A 16,008-nucleotide genomic window follows, 5' to 3' on the forward strand; every position below is an offset into this window, starting at 1 on the left:
AACAGCAGGCTATTAGGCCAGCGAGCCACCAGCCGCTTCGATTGCAGCTTTCGCCCCAGCCGTCGCGCCGATACCCTTCAGAGTTACCTTCTTGTCGATTTCGCCCGACAGGATCACCTTGGCGCTCTTGACCATCTCGCCGACGAGGCCGGCTTGCTTGAGGGACAGCAGATCGATTTCTTCGATCGGCAGGCCCGCCAGGTCGCCCAGACGCACTTCAGCGGTGAATTCCTTGGTCAGCGAGGTGAAACCGCGCTTGGGCAGACGACGATGCAGGGGCATCTGGCCGCCTTCAAAGCCGACCTTGTGGAAACCACCCGAACGCGACTTCTGACCCTTGTGACCACGACCAGCCGTCTTGCCCAGGCCCGAGCCAATACCGCGACCAACGCGGCGCTTGGCGTGCTTGGAGCCGGCTGCCGGCTTCAGGTTATTCAGTTGCATGCTCTTCTCCGTCTTGCCTTAGCCGATGACCTTGACCAGGTAGGACACCTTGTTGATCATGCCGCGCACTGCGGGCGTGTCCTGCAATTCGGACACCGAGTTCATGCGGCGCAGGCCCAGGCCGCGCACCGTGGCGCGGTGGTCTTCGCGCGTACCGATCAGGCTGCGCACGAGTTGGACTTTCACGGTTTTCTGCGACATATCGTTCACCTATCCCTTCGGCTTAGCCGAGGATCTCTTCGACCGACTTGCCACGCTTGGCGGCAACTTCGGCCGGGGTGCTCATCTTGCGCAGGCCATCCAGCGTTGCGCGCACCATGTTGTAAGGATTGGTCGAACCGTGCGACTTGGTCACGATGTTCGTCACGCCCATCACTTCGAAGATGGCGCGCATCGGGCCGCCGGCGATCACGCCAGTACCGTCCTTCGCGGGCATCATCTGCACCTTTGCGGCGCCATGCTTGCCAACCACTTCGTGCTGCAGCGTACCGTTCTTCAGCGGGACCTTGACCATCTTGCGACGGGCTTCGTCCATCGCCTTCTGCACGGCCACCGGGACTTCCTTAGCCTTACCCTTGCCCATGCCGATACGGCCGTCGCCGTCGCCGACCACAGTCAGAGCAGCGAAACCGAGAATCCGGCCGCCCTTGACCACCTTGGTCACACGGTTGACCGCGATCATCTTCTCGCGAAGACCGTCGTCGCGTTCGTCCCCTTGGACCTTAGGTTGAATTTTTGCCATGACGATATCCTCTATGCCGGCTTAGAACTTCAGGCCAGCTTCGCGTGCCGCGTCGGCCAGAGCCTTCACGCGACCGTGATAACGGAAACCCGAGCGATCGAACGCCACGGCTTCGATGCCGGCAGCCTTCGCCTTCTCAGCGATACGCTTACCCACCAGGGTGGCAGCAGCGGTGTTGCCACCGTTGCCGTTCAGTTCCTTGCGGACTTCGGCTTCCGCCGTCGAGGCCGAAGCCAGGACCTTGGTGCCATCTTCCGAGAAGACCTGCGCATAAATGTGCAGGTTCGTACGGTGCACAGCCAGACGGGCGACGCTCAGTTCCGCAATTTTCAGGCGGGTCTGACGTGCACGGCGCAGACGCGAGTCATTTTTGTTCATGATGTGCACCCTTACTTCTTCTTGGTTTCCTTCAGGATCACACGCTCATCGGCGTAGCGCACACCCTTGCCCTTGTAGGGCTCCGGCGGACGATAACCACGCACTTCAGCGGCGACCTGACCAACTTTTTGCTTGTCCGAACCCTTGATGATGATTTCGGTCTGCGTCGGCGTTTCCGCCTTCACGCCTTCCGGCATCTCATGGATCACGTCGTGCGAGAAACCGAGTTGCAGTTTCAGAGCGGTGCCCTGAACCGATGCTCGGTAACCCACGCCGACCAGGTTCAGCTTGCGCTCGAAGCCCGTCGTCACACCCTTGACCATGTTGGCCGTCAGGGCGCGCATCGTACCTTGCAGCGCATTGGCTTCACGCGACTCATCTGCCGGCGCGAACGTGATCGTGCCGTTGTCGGTGTTGACCTTGACAAGCGAGTGAATCGGCTGCGTCAGGGTGCCCAGCGGGCCCTTAACGGTCAGCAGACCTCCTGCGAAATTGACTTCAGCGCCCTTGGGCAGCGCGATGGGAGCCTTACCTACGCGAGACATGGTTCCCCTCCCTTAGGCGACGTAGCAAATGACTTCGCCACCGACACCGGTTGCGCGGGCGCGGCGGTCCGTCATCAGACCCTGCGGGGTCGAGATGATGGCGACACCCAGGCCGTTCATCACTTGCGGGATTTCATTACGGCCCTTATACACACGCAGACCAGGCTTCGAGACGCGCTCCAGGCGCTCGATGACCGGACGGCCAGCGTAGTACTTCAGACCAATCGTCAGCGTGGACTTGCCACCCTGCTCGGTCACGGCGAATTCGTCGATGTAGCCCTCGTCCTTCAGGACTTTGGCGATTGCCACCTTCAGCTTCGACGACGGCATGACCACCGACGCTTTTTCCACCGCTTGCGCGTTGCGGATACGCGTCAGCATATCGGCGATCGGATCGCTCATGCTCATACTGTTTCTCCTGTAGCCTGTGCGTGATTACCAGCTGGCTTTCGTCAGACCCGGGATCTCGCCCTTGAAGGCGATCTCGCGGAGCTTGTTACGCGCCAGGCCGAACTTACGGAACGTACCGCGGGGACGACCGGTGATCGAGCAGCGGTTGCGCTGACGAGTCGGATTTGCGTTGCGCGGCAGCGCTTGCAATTTCAGACGCGCTTCGTAGCGCTCTTCTTCCGACTTGCTTTGGTCGGCCACGATGGCTTCGAGAGCGGCGCGCTTCTCAGCGTACTTGGCCACGAGCTTGGCACGCTTCTTCTCGCGTTCGATCAGAGACAATTTAGCCACGGTAACCCCTTAATTACGGAACGGGAACTTGAACGCGTTGAGGAGCGCCTTCGCTTCCTCATCGTTCTTCGCAGTCGTCGTGATGCTGATGTTCAGACCACGGAGTGCGTCGATCTTGTCGTATTCGATCTCGGGGAAAATGATCTGCTCTTTCACACCGATGTTGTAGTTGCCACGACCGTCGAACGCCTTGCCGGACACGCCACGGAAGTCGCGCACGCGGGGCAGCGACACAGTGATGAAGCGATCCAGGAATTCGTACATGCGTTGGCCACGCAGCGTGACCATCGTGCCGATCGGGTAACCCTGGCGAATCTTGAAGCCGGCGATAGCCTTGCGGGCCTTCGTCACGATCGGCTTTTGGCCAGCGATCTTGATCAGGTCGCCCGTGGCGTGCTCAATGACTTTCTTGTCATTAATAGCTTCGCCAAGACCCATGTTCAGAGTGATCTTGGTGATGCGCGGCACTTCCATCACGGACTTGTAGCCAAACTGCTTGATCAGTTCGGGCACAACCTTCTCTTTGTAAAACTCTTGCAGACGTGCAGTCATGCTCAACTCCTCTCTATTGCCCAGAATCAAGCGCCGACGGCAGCACCGGTGGTCTTCAGCACGCGCGTCTTCACGCCGCCTTCAACCTTGATGCCGACGCGCGACGGCTTGCCATTGGCATCCACGAGCGCAACGTTCGAAATATGGATGGGCATGACCTTGTCGACCACACCACCCGTGGTACCCAGCATCGGGTTCGGGCGCACGTGCTTCTTGGCAACGTTCACGCCTTCAACCGTCACATGCTCGGGGAGCACGGCCAGCACAGTACCTTGCTTGCCCTTGTCTTTACCGGTACGGACGATGACGCGATCGCCCTTGCGAATCTTGTTCATGCGGCCTCCGATTACAGCACTTCCGGCGCGAGCGACACGATCTTCATGAAGCGCTCGGTACGGAGTTCGCGAGTGACCGGCCCGAAAATGCGGGTGCCGATCGGCTCAAGCTTGGTGTTCAGCAGCACGGCGGCATTGCCGTCGAACTTGATGAGCGAACCGTCAGGACGGCGCACGCCCTTGGCGGTACGCACCACCACGGCGTTGTAAATATCGCCCTTCTTCACGCGACCACGCGGGGCAGCATCCTTGACGCTGACCTTGATGATGTCGCCGACGCTGGCGTAGCGGCGCTTCGAACCGCCCAGCACCTTGATGCACATGACTTCACGCGCACCCGTGTTATCGGCCACTTCGAGCCGGCTTTCTGTCTGAATCATGGTGTTCTCGTCCCAACTTAATTCGCCAAACGCACAATGCGCAGAGGCGATCAGTCTTGGTCCCGCCGGCTGCTGGCATTGCGCCAACTGCGATTGGGTTGATCAACTTGAAGTCGGTAGCTGCCCGACGGCGATTGCCGCCTGGCCCATTCGCTTTTCCCCTCACCCGAGCCACCAGCGGATTTGCTGGCCACCCTCTTAAAGGGAAAGACCGAGACTATATCACATAATCTCGGCCTTGCAACAGCAAACTAGTCCGCTGTTGTTTTAGATCACGCGTGCAGCTTCAAGCAGACGCGACACCACCCACGACTTCGTGCGGGACAGCGGACGCGATTCCGTGATCTCAACCTTGTCGCCTTCGTTGTACTGGTTGGCTTCGTCGTGCGCGTGGTACTTCTTCGAGCGCACCACGTACTTGCCGTACAGCGGATGCTTGACGCGGTTTTCGATCAGGACCGTGACGGTCTTGTCCATCTTGTTGCTGACAACGCGACCGACGAGCGTGCGCTTCAGGGACGTTGCGGCTTCAGTCATTTCTGGTTCCCCTTCTGGCCCAGCACGGTGCGGACACGCGCAATGTCACGACGCACCTTCTTCAGCTGGCTGGTGTTCTGCAGCTGTTGCGTCGCTTTTTGCATGCGCAGGCCAAATTGGGCCTTCAGCAGCTCGGAGAGCTCCTGGTTCAGCCCGGCGACATCTTTGTCGCGCAGTTCGGATGCTTTCATGGTGTGTGCTCCTTACGTTCCGACCTGACGCACCACGAAACTGGTCGCGATCGGCAGCTTGGCAGCAGCCAGGCGGAATGCCTCGCGTGCCAGTTCTTCGCCAACGCCGTCCATTTCGTACAGCATCTTGCCCGGCTGAATTTCAGCCACGTAGTATTCCGGGTTGCCCTTACCGTTACCCATACGGACTTCGGCAGGCTTCTTCGAGATCGGCTTGTCCGGGAAAATCCGGATCCAAATGCGGCCGCCACGCTTGATGTGACGGGTCATCGCACGACGCGCCGACTCAATCTGACGCGCGGTCAGACGGCCACGGCCCATCGCCTTCAGACCGAACTCGCCGAACGAGACTGCGTTGCCGCGCGTCGCGATACCGGTGTTACGGCCCTTCTGCTCCTTGCGGTACTTCCTGCGCTTAGGTTGCAGCATGTTTATTCTCCAGTCTTGGCGTCGGCGCCACGACGGGCACCTGCACCAGCACCGCGGCGCTGACCGGCCGGGCGACCTTCGCCCTCACGGCGACGACCTTCCGGGCGACCCGGACGCTTGCGACGCTCTTCTTGCGGCTCCTCCACTACGGGTGCGTCGTTGCGACCGAGATGGTCACCCTTGTACACCCACACCTTGACACCGATGATGCCGTAGGTGGTTTCCGCTTCGGAGAAACCGTAGTCGATATCGGCACGCAGCGTGTGCAGGGGCACACGGCCTTCGCGGTACCACTCGGTACGGGCGATTTCGATGCCGTTCAGACGACCCGAGCTCATGATCTTGATGCCTTGGGCACCCAGACGCATCGCATTCTGCATCGCGCGCTTCATTGCGCGACGGAACATGATGCGGCGCTCCAGCTGCTGCGTGATCGAATCGGCAATCAGCTGTGCATCGACTTCTGGCTTGCGGATTTCTTCGATGTTCACGTGCACGGGCACGCCCATGCGGCGCTGCAGCTCAGCCTTCAGCAGTTCGATGTCCTCGCCTTTCTTGCCGATCACCACGCCCGGACGCGAGCTGTAAATGGTGATACGAGCATTCTTGGCCGGACGCTCGATGACCACGCGGCCCACCGATGCGTTCTTCAGCTTCTTCTTCAGAAACTCGCGAACCTCGATGTCTTCCTTGAGCATGCCGGCAAACTGGGTGTTGCTCGCGTACCAGCGCGACGCCCAGTTACGGCTGACAGCCAGACGGAAGCCAGTCGGATGAATCTTCTGTCCCATCGTGACCCCTTAGTTGCCCAGCGTCACAGTGATGTGACAGGTTTGTTTCTCGATGCGGTTGCCACGGCCCTTCGCACGCGCAGTGAAGCGCTTGAGCGACGTGGCCTTGTCGATGTAGATCGACTTGACCTTCAGCTCGTCGATATCGGCGCCTTCATTGTGCTCGGCGTTCGCGATAGCGGACTCAACCACCTTCTTCACGATGCCAGCCGCCTTCTTCGGGCTGAACGTCAGCACGTTGAGCGCGCGCTCGATCGACAGGCCGCGAATCTGGTCAGCAACCAGGCGCGTCTTCTGTGCAGAGATACGGGCGCCGCGATGAATCGCTTTAACTTCCATGATTGCCCCTTATCGCTTCGCTTTCTTGTCGGCAGCGTGGCCCTTGAACGTACGCGTGAGCGCAAATTCGCCGAGCTTGTGGCCAACCATGTTTTCCGTGACATACACGGGCACGTGCTGACGACCGTTGTGAACGGCAATCGTCAGGCCGATGAAGTCCGGCAGAATGGTCGAACGACGCGACCAAGTCTTGATGGGCTTCTTGTCCTTCGTCTGCACCGCCGCCTCAACCTTCTTCAGCAGGTGGGCGTCAATGAAAGGACCCTTTTTTACGGAACGAGTCATATCTAAGCTCCTACCTACCGATTAACGCTTGTGACGGCGCTGAACGATCATGCTGTCAGTGCGCTTGTTACGACGGGTGCGGTAGCCCTTGGTCGGCGTGCCCCACGGGGACACCGGATCACGGCCAGCAGCAGTCTTACCTTCACCACCACCATGCGGGTGATCGACCGGGTTCATCACCACACCGCGAACGGTCGGGCGAATACCGCGCCAACGGGTTGCACCGGCCTTGCCGATCTGGCGCAGGCTGTGCTCTTCGTTGCCGACTTCACCGATGGTCGCGCGGCACTCGATGTGCACGCGGCGCACTTCACCCGAGCGCAGGCGCACTTGAGCGTAGATGCCTTCGCGAGCCAGCAGCACGGCGGACGTGCCGGCCGAACGGGCAACTTGAGCACCCTTGCCCGGCAGGATTTCCACGCAGTGGATCGTCGTACCGACCGGAATGTTGCGGATCGGCAGGTTGTTACCGGCCTTGATCGGCGCTTCCGAGCCGTTAGCGATGGCTTGGCCAACCACAGCGCCCTTCGGGGCGATGATGTAGCGGCGCTCGCCGTCAGCGAACAGCACGAGCGCGATGTTGGCGCTACGGTTCGGGTCGTATTCCAGGCGTTCGATCTTGGCCGGGATACCGTCCTTATCGTTACGCTTGAAGTCGACGACGCGATAGTGATGCTTGTGACCACCGCCCTTGTGACGGGTGGTGATGTGGCCGTTGTTGTTACGACCCGACTTCTGGATTTGCTTTTCCAGCAGCGGAGCGTGCGGCGCGCCCTTGTGAAGGTCGGGGTTAACGACCTTCACCATCGAGCGGCGGCCCGGCGATGTCGGCTTGGTTTTGACGAGTGCCATGATTACTTGGCCTCCGCTTCAAAATTGATTTCCTGGCCCGGCTTCAGCGAAACATAGGCCTTCTTCACGTGGTCACGGCGACCCATGAAGCGACCGAAGCGCTTTTGCTTGCCCTTCTGGTTCAGGATCTGGACGGACTCGACCTCGACCTTGAACAGCAGTTCGACAGCAGCCTTCACTTCGCCTTTGTTGGCGTCGCGAGCCACTTCGAACACGACCTGCTCGTTCTTCTCGGCCACCAGGGTTGCCTTTTCAGACACCACAGGCGCCAGCAGCACCTGCATCAGGCGATGGTCGTTCTTGGCAACTTGCGTCATTTCAGCAACTCCTCGATCTGCGCGACGGCTGCCTTGGTCACGAGCACCTTCTTGTAGTGCACGAGCGACAGCGGGTCGGCGTGACGCGGCTCAACCACGAGCACGTGCGCCAGGTTGCGCGATGCCAGGAAGAGGTTTTCGTCCAGGTTATCGGTAATCACGAGCACCGAATCCAGGCCCATGGCGCGGAACTTGTCGGCCAGCAGCTTGGTTTTGGGCGCGTCGACGGACAGGCTGTCAACGACGTTGATGCGACCTTCACGGGCAAGCTGCGAATAAATCGAGCGCATGCCGGCGCGGTACATCTTCTTGTTGACCTTCTGCGAGAAGTTTTCTTCCGGGCTATTCGGGAAGATACGACCACCCCCGCGCCACAGCGGAGAGGAGCTCATACCTGCACGGGCGCGGCCCGTACCCTTTTGACGCCACGGCTTCTTGGTCGTGTGCTTGACCTCTTCACGGTCCTTCTGCTTACGGTTACCGCTGCGAGCGTTGGCCTGGTAAGCGACGACGACTTGGTGAACGAGGGCTTCGTTGTAGTCACGGCCGAACACTTCCGGCGAGGCAGCAACGCCGGCGCCGAGTTGACCGTTGTCCTGGAGCAGCTTCAGTTCCATGCGTTTGCTCCTTATGCCTTCTTGGCGCGGGCCTTCACGGCCGGCGTGACGATGACTTGACCGCCCTTGGCGCCCGGAATCGCACCCTTGACCAGCAGCAGCTTGCGTTCTGCATCGATCTTGGCGATTTCCAGATTCTGAACGGTACGGGTGACGTCACCCATATGACCGGTCATGCGCTTACCCGGGAACACGCGGCCCGGATCCTGCGCCATACCGATCGAGCCCGGCACGTTGTGCGAGCGCGAGTTACCGTGCGAGGCGCGACCCGACGAGAAGTGGTAACGCTTGATGGTACCGGCGTAGCCCTTACCAATCGTCACACCCTGGACGTCGATCTTCTGACCGACTTCAAACAGGTCGACGCTGATGTTCGCACCAGGCTGGAATTCAGCGGCACGAGCGGCATCCACTCGGAATTCTTTGATGACTTCGCCCGCTTCCACGCCGGCTTTGGCGAGATGACCCGCCAGCGGCTTGGTGACGCGGCTGGCGCGTCGGGTGCCGAAGGTGACTTGAACCGCGGTATAACCGTCGGTCTCGTCCGTCTTGATTTGCGTCACGCGGTTGTCGCCGACCTCGAGCACGGTGACGGGAATCGAATCACCGTCGTCCGTGAAAATACGGGTCATGCCAACCTTGCGACCTACAAGGCCAAGGCTCATGGTTTGCTCCATTCCCAGCTGCGATTGGCCGGGGCTGATTGATACTACGAATCTTGAACTGGACTGCGCCTAAAGAGACAGCGCGAGGCCAAATGGCCAGCCCACTCCCCTGACTAAAGGGGTAGCCCTACAATATATCCGGGTTACGGACAATATGCAAGAGCGATTGCCAGATGCGGGCCGGGGCATCGTGTGCAATGCAACATTCGGCGCCAAAAGCAAAACGGCGAGCACTTGGCTCGCCGCTTGCCCGTTACCGGAGTAATCCGGCAGCGTTGTGTTGCTTACTGCAGCTTGATCTCGACGTCCACGCCAGCCGGCAGATCCAGCTTCATCAGCGCATCGACGGTCTTGTCCGTCGGATCGACGATGTCCATCAGGCGCTGGTGCGTACGGATCTCGAACTGGTCGCGGCTGGTCTTGTTAACGTGCGGCGAACGCAGAACGTCGAAACGCTGGATGCGGGTCGGCAGGGGCACCGGGCCCTTGACGATCGCGCCGGTGCGCTTGGCGGTTTCAACGATTTCAGCGGCCGACTGGTCGATCAGGCGATAGTCGAAAGCCTTCAGGCGGATACGGATCTTCTGATTCTGCATGATGTTTCCTTAAAGAGCATGGCGGCCGGGCCGCCGGTAGATTGAAAGAGCGATGCAACAAGCGATGCGCCGCACCCCTTACGAGGAACAGCGCATCGATCCGCCTTTTACTTCAGGATCTTGGCAACGACGCCAGCACCCACGGTACGGCCGCCTTCACGGATAGCGAAGCGCAGACCTTCTTCCATGGCGATCGGGGCGATCAGCTTGACAGTGATCGACACGTTGTCGCCCGGCATGACCATTTCCTTGCCTTCCGGCAGGGCGATCGAGCCAGTCACGTCCGTCGTACGGAAGTAGAACTGCGGGCGGTAGTTGTTGAAGAACGGCGTGTGACGGCCGCCTTCGTCCTTCGACAGGATGTAGACCTCGCCCGTGAATTCCGTGTGCGGCTTGATCGAGCCCGGCTTGGCCAGCACTTGGCCGCGCTGGACGTCTTCGCGCTTCGTACCGCGCAGCAGAATACCGACGTTGTCGCCTGCCTGACCTTGGTCCAGCAGCTTGCGGAACATTTCCACGCCCGTGCACGTCGTCTTGTCGATCTTCGGCTTGTCGCCGTCCATGGCGATACCGACGATTTCGATTTCTTCGCCGACCTTGATGATGCCGCGCTCGATACGGCCGGTCACCACGGTGCCGCGGCCCGAGATCGAGAACACGTCTTCCACCGGCATCAGGAACGTACCGTCAACAGCGCGCTCCGGCGTCGGGATGTAGGTGTCCAGTGCGTCGGCCAGGTTCATGATGGCCACTTCGCCCAGTTCGCCCTTGTCGCCTTCCAGCGCCAGCTTGGCCGAACCCTTGATGATCGGGGTGTCGTCGCCCGGGAAGTCGTACTTCGACAGAAGTTCGCGCACTTCCATCTCGACCAGCTCCAGCAGCTCAGCGTCGTCCACCATGTCGCACTTGTTCAGGAACACGACGATGTAAGGCACACCAACCTGGCGAGCCAGCAGGATGTGCTCACGCGTTTGCGGCATCGGGCCGTCAGCGGCCGAGCACACCAGGATGGCGCCGTCCATCTGGGCGGCACCGGTGATCATGTTCTTGACGTAGTCGGCGTGGCCCGGGCAGTCAACGTGCGCGTAGTGGCGGTTAGCCGTTTCGTACTCGATGTGCGCGGTGTTGATCGTGATGCCGCGTGCCTTTTCTTCCGGCGCTGCGTCGATTTCGTCGTACTTCTTCGCGGTACCACCGAACTTGCTCGACAGCACGGTTGCGATCGCTGCGGTCAGCGTCGTCTTGCCGTGGTCAACGTGACCAATCGTACCAACGTTCACGTGCGGCTTGGTCCGCTCGAACTTTTCCTTTGCCATGTCAGCTCCTCAATTCGGAATCGGCTAATTACTAGATTTGGATGCGGGCAGCACGCACACGCGCGCCGCCCAAAACACGTTGATTACTTCGTACCCTTAGCAGCCATCACAGCTTCGGCGATGTTCTTCGGTGCCTCAGCATATTGCTTGAATTCCATGGTGTACGTGGCGCGGCCTTGCGTTTGCGAGCGCAGCGACGTCGAATAACCGAACATTTCCGACAGCGGGACTTCGGCCTTGATGATCTTGCCACCGCCCACCATGTCGTCCATGCCCTGCACGATCCCGCGGCGGGACGACAAGTCGCCCATCACGGTACCCGTGTAGTCTTCCGGCGTTTCCACTTCCACAGCCATCATCGGCTCGAGCAGAACCGGGGTGGCGCGACGCATGGCTTCCTTGAAAGCCATCGAGCCGGCCATGCGGAACGCGTTTTCGTTCGAGTCCACGTCGTGGTACGAACCGAACGTCAGCGTGACCTTCACGTCCACCACCGGGAAGCCCGCCAGAATACCGGCCGGCAGCGTGTCGACGATACCCTTCTCGACCGCCGGGATGTATTCGCGAGGAATCACACCGCCCTTGATGGCGTCGACGAATTCGAAGTTCTTGCCAGCCTTCTTCGCCTCGTCGTCCGCCGGCTCCAGCGTGATCACAGCGTGACCGTACTGACCGCGACCGCCGGACTGCTTGACGAACTTGCCTTCAACGTCTTCAACCTTCTTGCGGATGGTTTCGCGGTAGGCAACTTGCGGGGCGCCGATGTTGGCTTCCACGCCGAATTCGCGCTTCATGCGATCGACCAGAATTTCGAGGTGCAGCTCACCCATACCCGAAATGATGGTCTGGCCCGATTCTTCATCGGTACGCACGCGGAACGACGGATCTTCAGCAGCCAGGCGGTTCAGGGCGATACCCATCTTTTCCTGGTCAGCCTTGGTCTTCGGCTCGACAGCCTGCGAGATCACCGGCTCCGGGAACACCATGCGCTCGAGAATGATCGGAGCGCTCGGGTCGCACAGCGTGTCACCCGTGGTGGCGTCCTTCAGGCCCACTGCGGCGGCGATGTCACCTGCCAGCACTTCCTTGATTTCTTCGCGCTGGTTGGCGTGCATCTGCAGAATACGGCCCAGACGCTCCTTCTTCTGCTTCACCGGGTTGTACACGGTGTCGCCCGAGTTGATCTTGCCCGAGTAGACGCGGAAGAAGATCAGCTGACCAACGAACGGGTCGGTCATGATCTTGAACGCCAGCGCCGAGAACTTCTCGTTGTCGTCTGCCTTGCGCTCGAGCTTCTTCTCTTCGTCGTTTTCGTCGATGCCTTGAACCGGCGGAATGTCGACCGGCGACGGCAGGAAGTCGATCACGGCGTCGAGCATGCGCTGCACACCCTTGTTCTTGAACGCAGTGCCGCACAGCATCGGCTGGATTTCGCAGGCGATGGTACGGTCGCGCAGCGCCTTGACGATCTCAGCACGGGTCAGCTCTTCGCCGCCCAGGTACTTTTCCATCAGCGCTTCGCTGGCTTCAGCGGCCGACTCGACCATCTTCTCGCGCCACTCGTTGCATGTGTCAACGAGCTCAGCCGGGATGTCGGTGTATTCGAACTTCACGCCCTGGCTGGCTTCGTCCCAAATGATCGCCTTCATTTCCAGCAGATCGACGACGCCCTGGAAGCCATCTTCAGCGCCGATGGGCACCACGACGGGCACCGGGTTGGCCTTCAGGCGGGTCTTCAGCTGATCATAGACCTTGAAGAAGTTCGCGCCGGTACGGTCCATCTTGTTGACGAACGCCAGACGCGGCACCTTGTACTTGTTGGCCTGACGCCAGACGGTTTCCGACTGCGGCTGCACGCCACCCACTGCGCAGTACACCATGCACGCGCCGTCCAGCACACGCATGGAACGCTCCACCTCAATGGTGAAGTCCACGTGGCCCGGGGTGTCGATGATGTTGAAGCGGTGCTCGGGGTAGTTGCCGCCCATGCCCTTCCAGAAGGCGGTGGTAGCAGCAGACGTGATGGTGATGCCGCGCTCCTGCTCCTGCTCCATCCAGTCCATGGTGGCAGCGCCATCATGCACTTCACCGATCTTGTGGTTCACACCGGTGTAGAACAGGATCCGCTCGGTCGTGGTGGTCTTGCCGGCGTCGATGTGAGCGGAAATACCGATGTTACGGTAGCGCTCAATGGGGGTCTTACGAGCCACGGTTAATCCTCAGATTCGTCAACGGGGCGCCGGCCCACGGCCAAGCGCCCCTAATACAAATGGGCGAGATGTGCGCACACAGCCCGCCCAGCAACCAACAACGTCTCGCGTCGCTTAGAAGCGGAAGTGCGAGAACGCCTTGTTGGCTTCAGCCATGCGGTGCACTTCGTCGCGCTTCTTCATGGCGCCGCCGCGGCCTTCCGACGCTTCGAGCAGCTCACCAGCCAGACGCAGGGCCATCGACTTCTCGCTGCGCTTCTTCGCAGCTTCCCGCAGCCAACGCATCGCCAATGCCAGACGACGCGACGGCCGGACTTCGACCGGCACCTGATAGTTGGCGCCACCAACACGACGGCTCTTCACTTCGACCACCGGCTTGATGTTGCCGATAGCCAGCGTGAACACCTCGATCGGCGCCTTGCCTGCTTTCTTCTCGATCTGGTCGAACGCACCGTAGACGATACGTTCAGCCACCGACTTCTTGCCGTCCAGCATCAGGACGTTCATGAACTTGGCGACTTCCACATTGCCGAACTTCGGGTCCGGCAGAATTTCCCGCTTGGGGACTTCACGACGACGTGGCATCTTCTTTCCTTCTCTGTTCAGTTGAGAACCGCTTCGGTTCTCCGGCCACCAACTAGCTTGTCTTCCAACAATCTGAGCCGGGTGACCACTTACTCGACGGTGCCAGTGCGGTCAAAAAACGCACCGTTGTACCGCCTGCTCATGACAAGACCGTGACCGCAAATGCGGCGCGATCTCACTGACGACTTAAGCCGCCTTCGGACGCTTCGCGCCGTACTTCGAACGCGCTTGCTTACGGTCCTTGACGCCTTGCAGGTCAAGGGAGCCGCGCACGATGTGGTAACGCACACCCGGCAAGTCCTTCACACGGCCGCCGCGGATCAGCACGACGCTGTGTTCTTGCAGGTTGTGGCCTTCACCGCCGATGTACGAAATGACTTCGAAACCGTTGGTCAGGCGCACCTTGGCGACCTTACGCAGTGCCGAGTTCGGCTTCTTCGGCGTCGTGGTGTACACGCGGGTGCACACGCCGCGACGCTGTGGGCAGTTCTCAAGTGCCGGGCTCTTGCTCTTCAGCTTTTCCGAGACGCGGGGCTTGCGAACCAGTTGATTGATGGTTGGCATTGTTCAATCCAGCTTGGTTTTTGAAAAATCGCCGGTTCACATAACGTGAACGCCTCATTTGTGAGGCGGACGGCGCAATCGGGTTTTATGGAAGTGGCGAGCAGAACGCTCTGAAGGGAGGACCTGCGGGAACAGATCAAGACCAAAGAGCGCGAGCCCGTCTGGTTCAGATGTCTTGCACAGCGCTTTGCCGGGCATGGACGCGCGAAACCAGAAGCCAAAAACTCGAATCTGGCACTATAGCGGCCCGCCTTGCAAGCGTCAAGCGCGCCGCCTCTCTGGCGACGCGCGCAGGCAATCAGCAGCGGCGCGGTGTGGCGCCGATGGCACGCGAAGCACGCGCAGGCCAAACAAAGACGAGTGCGGCCGTCGCCACAAACCCAAGCGCCAGAACGGATACGCCGATCCAGCCCGCGCTCGCCCAAGCCACGCCGGCCAGTCCACCGCCTGCAGCTGCACCAAAGAAGAACGCGCCGGTGTACAGACCATTCACGCGCCCGCGAATCTCCGGTGACAGGGTGTTCACCATGTAGCGGCCGAGCGCCTGGTCGCCGATGGCACCGAAGTCCAGCAACAACGCTGCGGCGGCCAGCATGGTCAACATGACGGGGACGCTCAAGCCCGGCAGCAGCGCCGAAGCCAGCGCCAACAGCAGACCCGTCGCCGCGCTGCCATGCGCGAGCAGCGTGCCAACGCGCACCAAGCCGCGATCGGCCAGCCGTCCGGCGATGGGTGCCGCCACGACGCCGGCCGCGCCGCACAGCGCAAAGATGCCGATGCCGTTCTGGGTAAGGAGGAACGGCGCTGCCGCCAGCCGCAATGCAACAGCGGTCCAGAACAGCGTGAAGGCCGCCATCAGCAAAGCTTGCGTGGCGGCGCGGCGACGCAATACCGGTTCGCTGCGCAGAAGATGGCCATACGACTTGAGCAGCGCGCCGTACGACAGCGCACGCGGCGGCACGAAGGTCGGCATCACGCGCGGCAGAAGGACGGCCAGCACGGCAATCGCCACCGCAGATGCGCCGTAGAACGCGCGCCAGCCCCATTGCGCCGCGATCAGGCTGGCCGCCGGGCGTGACAGCAGGATGCCCAGGTTCAGGCCGATCATGATGTCGCCGAGCACGCGGCCGCGCCGGTGGTCTGCGGCGAGGCGCCCCGCCAGCGCGATCAGCATCTGAATGACCGTCGACGTCAGGCCAATGGCAAAGGCGGCCAGCATCAGCACTTGGCCGCTCTGCGCAACCGTGGTCAGCGCCAGCGAAGCCACCGCGCCCCAAAGCGTGCGCGAGGCGAGCGCGCGGTTGTCCTGCAGATCGGTCAGCGGCATCAGCAGCAACAGGCCGATGCCGTAGCCGACGAGCGTGGCGGTCACCAGCAGCCCGGTGGCGGCCGTGGTCCAACCGATGCTCGCAGCGATCTCGGCAACGAGCGGCTGGATGCCGAACAGGTTGATGACGATGAGCCCGACGGCGGCGGCAAACAACGGTGTGGCGCCGCGGGGCAGCCGGTCGGCAACTGGCGGGTTGGACACGGTAACGGCAGGAGCTTCGGTAGTCATGATGAACAGGGCGAGGGATGGGAGCGCCCATCGTAGCCA

26 protein-coding genes are annotated in these 16,008 nt (G+C 60.8%); all 26 read right to left on the bottom strand.

Annotated elements, in window-relative coordinates; genetic code table 11:
* Positions 1-12: 12 nt before the first annotated feature.
* The gene (rplO, locus tag BM136_RS22160; RefSeq protein ID WP_024977880.1) at positions 13-444 is read right to left on the bottom strand and encodes a 50S ribosomal protein L15; all 432 of its coding nucleotides are present in this window, start codon (positions 442-444) and stop codon (positions 13-15) included.
* An 18-nt stretch (positions 445-462) separates the two neighbouring features.
* Positions 463-645, bottom strand: coding sequence for a 50S ribosomal protein L30 (rpmD, locus tag BM136_RS22165; protein WP_003264137.1), 183 nt, complete (start codon positions 643-645; stop codon positions 463-465).
* Positions 646-667: 22 nt separating this feature from the next.
* On the bottom strand, positions 668-1,186 hold the full coding sequence (rpsE, locus tag BM136_RS22170) for a 30S ribosomal protein S5 (protein ID WP_004634493.1): 519 nt from the start codon (positions 1,184-1,186) through the stop codon (positions 668-670).
* 21 nt (positions 1,187-1,207) lie between these two features.
* Positions 1,208-1,564: a 50S ribosomal protein L18 gene (rplR, locus tag BM136_RS22175; RefSeq protein ID WP_004634492.1), complete on the bottom strand. Its 357-nt coding sequence runs from the start codon at positions 1,562-1,564 to the stop codon at positions 1,208-1,210.
* An 11-nt stretch (positions 1,565-1,575) separates the two neighbouring features.
* The gene (rplF, locus tag BM136_RS22180) at positions 1,576-2,109 is read right to left on the bottom strand and encodes a 50S ribosomal protein L6 (RefSeq protein WP_004634491.1); all 534 of its coding nucleotides are present in this window, start codon (positions 2,107-2,109) and stop codon (positions 1,576-1,578) included.
* 12 nt (positions 2,110-2,121) lie between these two features.
* Positions 2,122-2,517 carry a 30S ribosomal protein S8 gene (gene rpsH, locus BM136_RS22185; RefSeq protein ID WP_004634489.1) on the bottom strand — a complete coding sequence of 132 codons (396 nt, stop codon included), beginning with the start codon at positions 2,515-2,517 and terminating at the stop codon, positions 2,122-2,124.
* A 27-nt stretch (positions 2,518-2,544) separates the two neighbouring features.
* Entirely contained in the window at positions 2,545-2,850 is a 306-nt protein-coding gene (gene rpsN, locus BM136_RS22190) for a 30S ribosomal protein S14 (RefSeq protein ID WP_004634486.1), read from the bottom strand.
* Positions 2,851-2,859: 9 nt separating this feature from the next.
* Positions 2,860-3,402 (bottom strand): 50S ribosomal protein L5, encoded by a 543-nt coding sequence (rplE, locus tag BM136_RS22195; RefSeq protein WP_009241894.1) that lies wholly within the window; start codon positions 3,400-3,402, stop codon positions 2,860-2,862.
* A gap of 26 nt (positions 3,403-3,428) precedes the next feature.
* A complete protein-coding gene (rplX, locus tag BM136_RS22200; protein ID WP_092975826.1) occupies positions 3,429-3,737 on the bottom strand; it encodes a 50S ribosomal protein L24 in 309 nt (102 codons plus the stop codon).
* Positions 3,738-3,748: 11 nt separating this feature from the next.
* Entirely contained in the window at positions 3,749-4,117 is a 369-nt protein-coding gene (gene rplN, locus BM136_RS22205; RefSeq protein ID WP_003264129.1) for a 50S ribosomal protein L14, read from the bottom strand.
* A 267-nt stretch (positions 4,118-4,384) separates the two neighbouring features.
* Positions 4,385-4,654: a 30S ribosomal protein S17 gene (gene rpsQ, locus BM136_RS22210; RefSeq protein WP_004634482.1), complete on the bottom strand. Its 270-nt coding sequence runs from the start codon at positions 4,652-4,654 to the stop codon at positions 4,385-4,387.
* A complete protein-coding gene (rpmC, locus tag BM136_RS22215) occupies positions 4,651-4,845 on the bottom strand; it encodes a 50S ribosomal protein L29 (protein WP_004634481.1) in 195 nt (64 codons plus the stop codon). Before rpmC ends, rpsQ begins: the two co-directional genes overlap by 4 nt.
* A gap of 12 nt (positions 4,846-4,857) precedes the next feature.
* Positions 4,858-5,274: a 50S ribosomal protein L16 gene (rplP, locus tag BM136_RS22220; protein WP_003264123.1), complete on the bottom strand. Its 417-nt coding sequence runs from the start codon at positions 5,272-5,274 to the stop codon at positions 4,858-4,860.
* 2 nt (positions 5,275-5,276) lie between these two features.
* The gene (gene rpsC, locus BM136_RS22225) at positions 5,277-6,065 is read right to left on the bottom strand and encodes a 30S ribosomal protein S3 (protein WP_009241892.1); all 789 of its coding nucleotides are present in this window, start codon (positions 6,063-6,065) and stop codon (positions 5,277-5,279) included.
* 9 nt (positions 6,066-6,074) lie between these two features.
* Complete coding sequence (gene rplV, locus BM136_RS22230) at positions 6,075-6,404, bottom strand: 50S ribosomal protein L22 (protein WP_004634479.1); 330 nt, start codon at positions 6,402-6,404, stop codon at positions 6,075-6,077.
* 9 nt (positions 6,405-6,413) lie between these two features.
* The gene (rpsS, locus tag BM136_RS22235; protein WP_004634478.1) at positions 6,414-6,689 is read right to left on the bottom strand and encodes a 30S ribosomal protein S19; all 276 of its coding nucleotides are present in this window, start codon (positions 6,687-6,689) and stop codon (positions 6,414-6,416) included.
* 21 nt (positions 6,690-6,710) lie between these two features.
* A complete protein-coding gene (gene rplB / locus BM136_RS22240) occupies positions 6,711-7,541 on the bottom strand; it encodes a 50S ribosomal protein L2 (protein WP_004634477.1) in 831 nt (276 codons plus the stop codon).
* A gap of 2 nt (positions 7,542-7,543) precedes the next feature.
* Positions 7,544-7,858, bottom strand: a complete 315-nt coding sequence (gene rplW / locus BM136_RS22245) for a 50S ribosomal protein L23 (RefSeq protein WP_004634476.1) — start codon at positions 7,856-7,858, stop codon at positions 7,544-7,546.
* Positions 7,855-8,475, bottom strand: coding sequence for a 50S ribosomal protein L4 (gene rplD / locus BM136_RS22250; RefSeq protein ID WP_004634475.1), 621 nt, complete (start codon positions 8,473-8,475; stop codon positions 7,855-7,857). Before rplD ends, rplW begins: the two co-directional genes overlap by 4 nt.
* Before the next feature lie 11 nt (positions 8,476-8,486).
* Positions 8,487-9,140 (bottom strand): 50S ribosomal protein L3, encoded by a 654-nt coding sequence (gene rplC / locus BM136_RS22255; protein WP_024977883.1) that lies wholly within the window; start codon positions 9,138-9,140, stop codon positions 8,487-8,489.
* A 284-nt stretch (positions 9,141-9,424) separates the two neighbouring features.
* Entirely contained in the window at positions 9,425-9,736 is a 312-nt protein-coding gene (gene rpsJ, locus BM136_RS22260) for a 30S ribosomal protein S10 (protein WP_004634473.1), read from the bottom strand.
* A gap of 107 nt (positions 9,737-9,843) precedes the next feature.
* Positions 9,844-11,052 carry an elongation factor Tu gene (gene tuf / locus BM136_RS22265; protein ID WP_092975828.1) on the bottom strand — a complete coding sequence of 403 codons (1,209 nt, stop codon included), beginning with the start codon at positions 11,050-11,052 and terminating at the stop codon, positions 9,844-9,846.
* 83 nt (positions 11,053-11,135) lie between these two features.
* Entirely contained in the window at positions 11,136-13,262 is a 2,127-nt protein-coding gene (gene fusA / locus BM136_RS22270) for an elongation factor G (RefSeq protein WP_045203008.1), read from the bottom strand.
* A gap of 114 nt (positions 13,263-13,376) precedes the next feature.
* Complete coding sequence (rpsG, locus tag BM136_RS22275) at positions 13,377-13,847, bottom strand: 30S ribosomal protein S7 (protein ID WP_004634470.1); 471 nt, start codon at positions 13,845-13,847, stop codon at positions 13,377-13,379.
* 186 nt (positions 13,848-14,033) lie between these two features.
* The gene (rpsL, locus tag BM136_RS22280) at positions 14,034-14,411 is read right to left on the bottom strand and encodes a 30S ribosomal protein S12 (RefSeq protein WP_003265519.1); all 378 of its coding nucleotides are present in this window, start codon (positions 14,409-14,411) and stop codon (positions 14,034-14,036) included.
* 298 nt (positions 14,412-14,709) lie between these two features.
* A complete protein-coding gene (locus tag BM136_RS22285; protein ID WP_092975831.1) occupies positions 14,710-15,969 on the bottom strand; it encodes an MFS transporter in 1,260 nt (419 codons plus the stop codon).
* Between the last annotated feature and the right edge of the window lie 39 nt (positions 15,970-16,008).

The organism is Ralstonia sp. NFACC01, from assembly GCF_900115545.1.
In the GTDB taxonomy this organism is placed as follows: domain Bacteria; phylum Pseudomonadota; class Gammaproteobacteria; order Burkholderiales; family Burkholderiaceae; genus Ralstonia; species Ralstonia mojiangensis.

Excerpts from the sequence above, each read along its gene's own strand:
- rplR (WP_004634492.1), bottom strand. The coding sequence starts at position 1,564 with ATGAACAAAAATGACTCGCGTCTGCGCCGTGCACGTCAGACCCGCCTG.
- rpsJ (WP_004634473.1), bottom strand. The coding sequence starts at position 9,736 with ATGCAGAATCAGAAGATCCGTATCCGCCTGAAGGCTTTCGACTATCGC.
- rpsE (WP_004634493.1), bottom strand. The coding sequence starts at position 1,186 with ATGGCAAAAATTCAACCTAAGGTCCAAGGGGACGAACGCGACGACGGT.
- rpmC (WP_004634481.1), bottom strand. The coding sequence starts at position 4,845 with ATGAAAGCATCCGAACTGCGCGACAAAGATGTCGCCGGGCTGAACCAG.
- rpsQ (WP_004634482.1), bottom strand. The coding sequence starts at position 4,654 with ATGACTGAAGCCGCAACGTCCCTGAAGCGCACGCTCGTCGGTCGCGTT.
- rpsC (WP_009241892.1), bottom strand. The coding sequence starts at position 6,065 with ATGGGACAGAAGATTCATCCGACTGGCTTCCGTCTGGCTGTCAGCCGT.
- rpsL (WP_003265519.1), bottom strand. The coding sequence starts at position 14,411 with ATGCCAACCATCAATCAACTGGTTCGCAAGCCCCGCGTCTCGGAAAAG.
- rplP (WP_003264123.1), bottom strand. The coding sequence starts at position 5,274 with ATGCTGCAACCTAAGCGCAGGAAGTACCGCAAGGAGCAGAAGGGCCGT.
- rplV (WP_004634479.1), bottom strand. The coding sequence starts at position 6,404 with ATGGAAGTTAAAGCGATTCATCGCGGCGCCCGTATCTCTGCACAGAAG.
- rpsS (WP_004634478.1), bottom strand. The coding sequence starts at position 6,689 with ATGACTCGTTCCGTAAAAAAGGGTCCTTTCATTGACGCCCACCTGCTG.
- rplW (WP_004634476.1), bottom strand. The coding sequence starts at position 7,858 with ATGACGCAAGTTGCCAAGAACGACCATCGCCTGATGCAGGTGCTGCTG.
- BM136_RS22285 (WP_092975831.1), bottom strand. The coding sequence starts at position 15,969 with ATGACTACCGAAGCTCCTGCCGTTACCGTGTCCAACCCGCCAGTTGCC.
- rplN (WP_003264129.1), bottom strand. The coding sequence starts at position 4,117 with ATGATTCAGACAGAAAGCCGGCTCGAAGTGGCCGATAACACGGGTGCG.
- rplE (WP_009241894.1), bottom strand. The coding sequence starts at position 3,402 with ATGACTGCACGTCTGCAAGAGTTTTACAAAGAGAAGGTTGTGCCCGAA.
- rpsG (WP_004634470.1), bottom strand. The coding sequence starts at position 13,847 with ATGCCACGTCGTCGTGAAGTCCCCAAGCGGGAAATTCTGCCGGACCCG.
- rplX (WP_092975826.1), bottom strand. The coding sequence starts at position 3,737 with ATGAACAAGATTCGCAAGGGCGATCGCGTCATCGTCCGTACCGGTAAA.
- tuf (WP_092975828.1), bottom strand. The coding sequence starts at position 11,052 with ATGGCAAAGGAAAAGTTCGAGCGGACCAAGCCGCACGTGAACGTTGGT.
- rplC (WP_024977883.1), bottom strand. The coding sequence starts at position 9,140 with ATGAGCCTTGGCCTTGTAGGTCGCAAGGTTGGCATGACCCGTATTTTC.
- rpsH (WP_004634489.1), bottom strand. The coding sequence starts at position 2,517 with ATGAGCATGAGCGATCCGATCGCCGATATGCTGACGCGTATCCGCAAC.
- rplF (WP_004634491.1), bottom strand. The coding sequence starts at position 2,109 with ATGTCTCGCGTAGGTAAGGCTCCCATCGCGCTGCCCAAGGGCGCTGAA.
- rplD (WP_004634475.1), bottom strand. The coding sequence starts at position 8,475 with ATGGAACTGAAGCTGCTCCAGGACAACGGTCAACTCGGCGCCGGCGTT.
- rpmD (WP_003264137.1), bottom strand. The coding sequence starts at position 645 with ATGTCGCAGAAAACCGTGAAAGTCCAACTCGTGCGCAGCCTGATCGGT.
- rplB (WP_004634477.1), bottom strand. The coding sequence starts at position 7,541 with ATGGCACTCGTCAAAACCAAGCCGACATCGCCGGGCCGCCGCTCGATG.
- rplO (WP_024977880.1), bottom strand. The coding sequence starts at position 444 with ATGCAACTGAATAACCTGAAGCCGGCAGCCGGCTCCAAGCACGCCAAG.